This is a genomic window from Streptomyces mutomycini (assembly GCF_001700505.1).
Lineage (GTDB): Bacteria > Actinomycetota > Actinomycetes > Streptomycetales > Streptomycetaceae > Streptomyces > Streptomyces mutomycini.
In genome coordinates this window covers 1-7135 of the sequence record NZ_MAPV01000283.1, presented here as the reverse complement: position 1 = coordinate 7135, position 7135 = coordinate 1, and the positions used below count along the sequence as shown (strand labels likewise).

General features: G+C 69.9%; 8 protein-coding genes, 1 tRNA gene and 1 pseudogene. 1 reads left to right on the top strand and 9 read right to left on the bottom strand.

The features are described 5' to 3' along the window. Positions 1–49 precede the first annotated feature (49 nt). The 7 genes from BFF76_RS29415 to BFF76_RS33155 all read right to left on the bottom strand — a co-directional run bounded on the left by BFF76_RS29415 (position 50) and on the right by BFF76_RS33155 (position 4203). Positions 50–122, bottom strand: a tRNA-Ala gene (locus BFF76_RS29415). Positions 123–238: 116 nt separating this feature from the next. Further along, entirely contained in the window at positions 239–892 is a 654-nt protein-coding gene (locus BFF76_RS29410; RefSeq protein ID WP_053928579.1) for a histidine phosphatase family protein, read from the bottom strand. Next, on the bottom strand, positions 889–1320 hold the full coding sequence (gene rsfS, locus BFF76_RS29405; protein ID WP_031091880.1) for a ribosome silencing factor: 432 nt from the start codon (positions 1318–1320) through the stop codon (positions 889–891). Before rsfS ends, BFF76_RS29410 begins: the two co-directional genes overlap by 4 nt. A gap of 60 nt (positions 1321–1380) precedes the next feature. Then, positions 1381–3129: an LCP family protein gene (locus BFF76_RS29400; RefSeq protein WP_053928580.1), complete on the bottom strand. Its 1749-nt coding sequence runs from the start codon at positions 3127–3129 to the stop codon at positions 1381–1383. A gap of 19 nt (positions 3130–3148) precedes the next feature. Next, entirely contained in the window at positions 3149–3766 is a 618-nt protein-coding gene (gene nadD / locus BFF76_RS29395; RefSeq protein ID WP_031091884.1) for a nicotinate-nucleotide adenylyltransferase, read from the bottom strand. Positions 3767–3804: 38 nt separating this feature from the next. Next, entirely contained in the window at positions 3805–3966 is a 162-nt protein-coding gene (locus BFF76_RS33160) for a hypothetical protein (protein ID WP_042836271.1), read from the bottom strand. Between the two features lie 84 nt (positions 3967–4050). Next, positions 4051–4203, bottom strand: coding sequence for a hypothetical protein (locus tag BFF76_RS33155; protein ID WP_042836272.1), 153 nt, complete (start codon positions 4201–4203; stop codon positions 4051–4053). A 110-nt stretch (positions 4204–4313) separates the two neighbouring features. On the opposite strand from BFF76_RS33155, the gene BFF76_RS29390 reads away from it, so the two are divergent. Continuing rightward, positions 4314–5465 carry a M48 family metallopeptidase gene (locus tag BFF76_RS29390; RefSeq protein WP_031091886.1) on the top strand — a complete coding sequence of 384 codons (1152 nt, stop codon included), beginning with the start codon at positions 4314–4316 and terminating at the stop codon, positions 5463–5465. On the opposite strand, the gene BFF76_RS29385 is transcribed toward BFF76_RS29390, so the two are convergent. Both BFF76_RS29385 and BFF76_RS34855 read right to left on the bottom strand, forming a co-directional pair. Next, on the bottom strand, positions 5392–6519 hold the full coding sequence (locus BFF76_RS29385) for an SCO2583 family membrane protein (RefSeq protein WP_065849442.1): 1128 nt from the start codon (positions 6517–6519) through the stop codon (positions 5392–5394). The two genes, BFF76_RS29390 and BFF76_RS29385, sit on opposite strands and share 74 nt — an antisense overlap. 470 nt (positions 6520–6989) lie before the next feature. Beyond that, positions 6990–7135: pseudogene (locus BFF76_RS34855) on the bottom strand (SCO2584 family spore wall biosynthesis protein); the annotation flags it as partial.

The following is a 7135-nucleotide window of genomic DNA, read 5'->3' as shown; positions in this document are numbered from 1 at the left end:
AGCTCCACGGTCAAGATCCCGCCCCCTGCCGGGGACGGGATCTTGACCGTGGAGCTAAGGAGAATTGAACTCCTGACCTCCTGCATGCCATGCAGGCGCTCTACCAACTGAGCTATAGCCCCGCTGTCCGCTGTGTTTCCCTGCGTTTCCGCGCCGCGAACAAGAAGAACTTTAGCCTGCGACGACCCGGAAAGTGAAATCCGGCCCCCACGGCAGGGAGGGGGCCTCCGGAACCGCGCTAGTCGTCGTCCCCGAGCACCGGTTCGGGGAGCGTCCCCGCGTTGTGCTCGAGCAGACGCCAGCCGCGCGCGCCTTCTCCCAGGACGGACCAGCAGCAGTTGGAAAGCCCGCCGAGCCCCTCCCAGTGGTAGGCCTCGAGCCCGAGCAGCCGGCCGATGGTCGTCCGGATCGTGCCGCCGTGGCTGACCACGACGAGCGTGCCCGCGTCGGGCAGCTTGTCGGCATGCTCCAGGACGACGGGGGCCGCCCGGTCGGCGACCTCGGTCTCCAGCTCGCCACCGCCCCTGCGGACCGGTTCACCGCGCTTCCACGCCGCGTACTGCTCGGCGTACTGCCCGAGGATCTCCTCATGCGTGAGGCCCTGCCAGGCGCCCGCATACGTCTCGCGCAGCGCGGCGTCGTGTGCGACGGCGAGGCCGGTGACCGAGGCGAGCTCGGCGGCCGTGGCCGCCGCCCTCCGCAGGTCGGACGCCACGATCGCGTCCGGCTGGAGCGAGGCGAGCAGCCGGGCGGCGCGGCGCGCCTGCCCGACGCCTGTCCCGGTCAGCTCGATGTCCGTCGAGCCCTGGAAACGGCGCTCCAGATTCCATGCCGTCTGGCCGTGCCGCCAGAGGACGATCTTGCGGCCCCTGCCGCTGCTGCTGCCGTTCAGCTCTGGTCACCTTCCGTGCCGCCGTTGAGCTGGGCGTGCTCCTCGGCCTTGCCCCGGGTCTTGATCGCGTCCTCGGGGAGGGCGATCTCGGGGCAGTCCTTCCACAGACGCTCGAGCGCGTAGAACACGCGCTCCTCGCTGTGCTGGACGTGGATCACGATGTCGACGTAGTCGAGGAGGATCCAGCGGGCGTCGCGGTCGCCCTCGCGGCGTACCGGCTTGGCGCCGAGCTCCTTCTGCAGCCGCTCCTCGATCTCGTCGACGATCGACTTGACCTGGCGGTCGTTGGGAGCCGAGGCCAGCAGGAAGGCGTCGGTGATCGACAGCACATCGCTGACGTCGTAGGCGATGATGTCGTGCGCGAGCCGGTCGGCCGCCGCCTGGGCGGCGGCGGTGATGAGCTCGATGGAGCGGTCCGTGGCGGTCACATGCAGGCTTTCGTCGGCGGTCAGATCGACCTCTAGGGTCTCACGGACCGCCGACAGCCCTTACGACGTCTGCTCGGAGATCTTGTAGTCCTGTCCGAGGACGACGGACACGTCCGCATTCGCGGCGGGATCACCCTTCTTGACCGAGCTCTCCGGCAGGCTGAGGGTCTTGGCGACCTCGACCGCCTTCGCCTTGTCCTCCGCGGCTCCGTAGACCACCTCGGACGACACCGCGGTGCCCGCCTTGCCGCTGTCGACGAAGGCATAGCCGCCGTTGACGAGCTGTACGCGGGCGAACTCCGTGCCCTTCGTGTTCCCCGTGGCGTTCTTGATCCCGACACGCACCGCCGCGCCCTGGTCCGTGGCCTTCACCTTGCCGCCCAGCACGTCCTTGACGACGCTCTCCGTGGCCCTCTCCGTGAGGGTCCCGTCGCTCTGGACCGGGAGCAGCTCCGTCTTGTAGTCGCCCACCTTGGCGTGCCCTGCAAGCTTCGCGAGCGAGGCCGCGAGGTCCTGCTCCGGCAGCGAGGGGTCGAGGATCTGCGCGAGGGTCTCGATGGTGACGGCCGCGGCCTTGGGGTCCTCGGACAGCTTGCGCAGCACGCTCCGCATGACCTGTCCGAAGCGCGTCAGCTGCTTGGTCTCCGGCTCGCCCGCTCCCTGGTAGGTGGCGTAGGCGACGGCCATCGGGCCGCTCAGCGTCTGGCCCTCTCCCTTGTCGACGAGCGGCGAGGCGCCCTTCTTGGAGTCGGGGACAGCCGTGTCGGTGTCGACCTCGATGTTGCCCACGAGCTCGACGAGGTTCTCGAGGTACGGGGTGTCGAGCCGCCAGGTTCCGCTGATGCTGGTGCCGAGCAGGGTGTCGATCGCCTCACGGGTGCCGGTGGACCCGTCGTCGTCGACGGACTTGCCGAGCGTGGTGGTGGTCCCGTCCTCCCCGGCCACGGCCAGGGAGTTGGGGAGCAGGACGGTGGTGCCCTGCTCGGTGGTGACGTTGTCGACGAGCAGCGCCGTGGAGGTGCCGCCCTTCTTGGTGTTGTGCAGATGGACGACGATGACGTCCCGCTTCTGGGGGCCCGTCGCCGTGGTGTTCTGCCCGTCCGGGCCGGAGACTCCCGGGATCTTTCCGGCGAACCACAGATAGCCCGCTCCACCGACGATCACCAGGGCCACGACGACTATCAGCGCGACCACCCGGTTGCGTCCCCGTCGGCGTGCCTCCTCGCGGCGCTCGCTGCGGCTCTCGGTGAATTTCAGCCAGTCGATGACATCTTCGGAGTCCTCGTCGGGCTCCTCGATGAAGGAGAACTGCTCGGTGCCGTAGTCGCGGTCGGCGCGGCGCTGCCCGGGCACGGCGGCATCGGCCGCCGGTTCGGGATCACGCCGCTGTTCCGGCAGGGGCGGCGGAGGTGCGGCCGCCGGTGCGGCAGGGGCCTGAGGTGCGTTCCACTGCTGGGCGGAGTCGTCCACGGCGGGCTGTTGGCCCGTGCCGTAGCCGTACGCCCCGTAGCCGTCGCCGTACCCGTATCCCTGCTGCGTCGGCTGCGCCTGCTGCTGGGTGTGCTGGGCGGCGTACGGGTCGTACCCCTGCTGCGCGCCGGCGTACGGGTCGTAGCCGTAGCCCTGCTGCTGCCCGTCCTGCTGGGACTGTTGGGGCGGCTGGGGCTGTTGGGACTGCTGGGGCTGCTGGGCATACGGGTCGTAGTGCTGCTGCCCCTGCTGCTGATAGACCGGCTGCCCGTACTCGTCGTAGCCGATGATCTGCGGCTGCTGCTGGTACGGGTCGTACGGGTCGTGTCGGTCGTTCACAGGTGCCCCTCTCCGTGGCTCATTCGCCGCGGTACAGCTGGCGCTTGTCGATGTAGCGGACGACACCGTCCGGCACCAGATACCAGACCGGCTCCCCCTGCGCGACCCTGGCACGGCAGTCTGTGGACGAGATCGCCAGTGCTGGCACTTCCACCAGCGAGACGCCGCCCTCGGGCAGCCCGTCGTCCGTCAGTACGTGGCCCGGCCGGGTCACACCGATGAAGTGGGAGAGCGAGAACAGTTCCTCGGCGTCCCGCCAGGTCAGGATCTGGGAGAGTGCGTCGGCGCCGGTGATGAAGAAGAGGTCGGCGTCGCCATGGACGGTGCGCAGGTCCCGCAGCGTATCGATCGTGTACGTCGGCCCGCCGCGGTCGATATCGCTGCGGCTGACCGAGAACTGCGGGTTGGACGCCGTCGCGATGACCGTCATCAGATAGCGGTCCTCGGCCGGGGAGACCTGCTTGTGGCTCTTCTGCCAGGGCTGCCCGGTCGGGACGAAGACGACCTCGTCGAGGTGGAAATGGGCAGCCACTTCGCTGGCCGCCACCAGGTGTCCGTGGTGGATCGGGTCGAATGTCCCGCCCATCACACCGAGTCGGCGCTTGCCGCGGCCGGTAGGCACTTCCTGCTCTCCCATGCGTGCAGACCCTACTGGCACAGCCGTTCGCCTCTGCCTCAGCGGTCCCGGTTGAAACGAGTGGTGATCCACAGCAGGATCATCAGCGCGACGAACGCGCCGATGCCGGTCAGGTACGGACTGAGGCTTTCGTGGTTACCACCCTGCTCGCCTTCGGAGGCGAGGGTGACCAGCTGGTGCGCGGTGCTCGAGAGGCTCATCTTCTGCAGGACCTATCCATCGGGAATCAGGAGGGAGACGTCGCGCACATCGTATGCGGGCGCCACGGGCACGCTCACGCCGACTCAGTCGTTGTTGTCGTCGTTGCGGTATCCACGCAGCAGGAACCAGGCCAGCAGGGCGGCTCCGACGAGCGCGACGAGGAGCACGACGCGGAGTGTGCTGCCCGGCCCCTGGTCCTCGGACACAGCAGCGAGCAAGACGGCGGTATGCGGCATTCCGGGCGCTCCTCAAAGTTATCCACAGCCCCCCGCACACCGTAGCGCCAGCGCATACGCTGGCTTTTGTCAGGGGGACGAGCAACGTCTCGTACGAACAGGGGGCATCCATGACCGACACCAGTCACGAGAGCGCGCCGAGCAGGCGCCGAAGGCGATTCCCGGACATCTCTTCGCGGGCCTACGAGCACCCGGCGGACCGCTCGGCCCTGGTGGCCCTGCGCAAGCTGAGCGGTTTCGACACCGTGTTCAAGGCGCTGAGCGGCCTGCTTCCCGAGCGCAGCCTGAGGCTGCTCTTCCTCTCGGACTCCGTGCGGGTGAGCGACGCCCAGTTCGCGCACCTCAACGACATGCTGCGGGACGCCTGTTACATCCTGGACCTCGAGAAGGTCCCGCCGATGTACGTGACCCAGAACCCGCAGCCGAACGCCATGTGCATCGGCCTGGACGAGCCGATCATCGTGGTGACGACCGGGCTGGTGGAGCTGCTCGACGAGGAGGAGATGCGCGCCGTCGTCGGCCACGAGGTGGGCCACGCCCTCTCCGGTCACGCGGTGTACCGCACGATATTGCTCTTCCTCACCGGTCTCGCGCTCAAGGTGGCGTGGATCCCGCTCGGCAACATCGCGATCATGGCGATCGTGACCGCGTTGCGTGAGTGGTTCCGCAAGTCGGAGCTGTCCGCCGACCGGGCCGGGCTGCTGGTGGGGCAGGATCTGCGTTCTTCGATGCGCGGGCTGATGAAGATCGCCGGCGGCAATCATCTCCACGAGATGAACGTGGACGCCTTCCTCGCCCAGGCCGACGAGTACGAGAAGAGCGGCGACCTCCGCGACTCCGTGCTCAAGATCCTCAACGTGCTGCCGAGGACGCATCCGTTCACCACCGTCAGGGCGGCCGAGCTGAAGAAGTGGTCGGAGAGCCGGGACTTCCAGCGCATCATGGACGGCCACTACCCCAAGCGGGACGAGGACAAGAACACGTCGGTGACGGACTCCTTCCGTGAGTCCGCGGCTCATTACGCCGACACGGTGCGCACCAGCAAGGACCCGCTGATGAAGCTCGTCGGGGACATCGCGGGCGGTGCGGGTGACCTGGGAGGCAAGCTCCGGGACAAGTTCACCGGCGCGGGTGGCGGAAGCGCCGCCAGTGGTGGCGCAGGCCGGGACGGCGCACCGGCGTCGGACGCTACGGACGGCTCAGAGGGGACCTGGAGGCGTCCGGACCCCGAGGAGGGCTCTGGGCCCGCTGCGGGGAGCTGACGGCCAGCGTGCCGCAGATTGCCGCCGTCGGCACCCCCGTGGCGTACGGGTCGGTGCCGGCTGTGCCCCGCGTGTCGCCACGACGGCCCGCCAGCAGTGGGCGCAGGGCCCCCGCCGTCGCGGCCGAGCACGACTGCGGTCCGGCCTGGACGTAAGCGCTGCGGACCTCCAGCCGGTGCAGCCGGATGTCTTCCTGGTCGAGCAGGAAGGTCAGGACACGGCGCACGGTGAACAGCGAGGCTCCGTCGGCCAGGTGGGGGCCGGACGCGACGGGCCGCAGTGCGTAGGTGAAGGTGTGGTCGGACACCACCTCCAGTGTGTCCGCCCCCGCCTCCGCGTAGGAGAGGGTGCCGTGGACCCGGATGTCGGGGTCGGCCAGCTCCACCTCGGCCGGGTCGAAGCGCACCAGCCAGCCGGTCGCACTGTGCTCACCGTCGTCGGCGGGTGAGTCCATGCTCCGGTCGAACTGCGCCGTCTGGTCAGGGTCGAGCAGCCGCCCGACAGGCCGGACCACCCCGCCGGTGAGCACGTCGGGGTCCAGCGAGGAGCCCACAAGGTAGTCCTTGACCGTGGCCAGGGCGATGGTCACCTGACTGTCCGAGAAGCTCCTCGTCCGCCGTACGGAGGGGAAGTTGATGCCTGAGGCGCCGGTGCGGTGCGCCCCGGCCGGGCCTTCGGCGAGGAGTGCCTCGGCGGTTCCTCCGGGCACGGGTCCCTGGGGCGCGAGCGGGACCACCGTGGTCCGAAGCGGTTCGGCGCGTCGGACGACGGGCGCCGGGTAGGGGTTGCGGAAGCCGATGTAGACGGCGGTGGCGAAGGCCAGCGCGATCAGCACGACGAGCGCGATACCGGTCCTGGGGCGTCGTCGGCGGTTGCCCCGGCGAGGGAGGGAGCGTACGGCGCGCGCGTGGACGCCCATGCGCTCCTGGGCAGAGAATTCCTGCAGCCGGGCAGCGCGGACGAACGATTCGTCGAAGACGAGTGAGCGGTACTCGTCCTCTCCGCCCGAGGGGTTCTCGGGCGGCCCTTCGGGCGGTTCTCCGCGGCCTGTCATGACTTCTCCCGATCTCCGCGCCACCGGCGGGGGCTGGCGCTGGGATCCGCCTCAGCCATCCGGCATCGGGCGGACCTGTCAGCCACGGGCTCGACACACGGACCAGTGGCCGGCCCTCCCCCGGGGAAGGGAACGGGTGGAGGGGTCAGACGGTCATACCTTCAGATTGAGTCGATCGTCATCACGGTAAACGCCCTGCAGGTGGGAGCGCAGGCGGAGCGCCGCCGGGCGGGCGGCCGAGACACCACGGTCCCGCCGGAGCTCACCGGCCTTCTCGGCCGACACCGTGAGCCCGTGGCCCCGCCACGCCCGGTCCCTTCGCCCCCCGGTCCCGCCGCGCACGCGGTCCCGCCGCACCCGGTCCTGCCGCGGCAGGGGCCGCTCGGAGCGCGTCCCCCGGATCTGCGCGCGACCGGGCCGTCACACCACCGGCACCGGATGGAGCGGGGCGGGCCGCCGAGGAGGGCGGCTCAAGGCGTACGGGGAACGGCGGAAACCGCCGGGCGGGAGGGGCCGGCGGAGACGGAGGGCACCGCACCCGGCTCGTCCACGCCGCTGGTCGCCGGTGGCGGCACCTGGTCCTGCCGGTTGCCCGCAGCGCCCCGGTACACGGCGC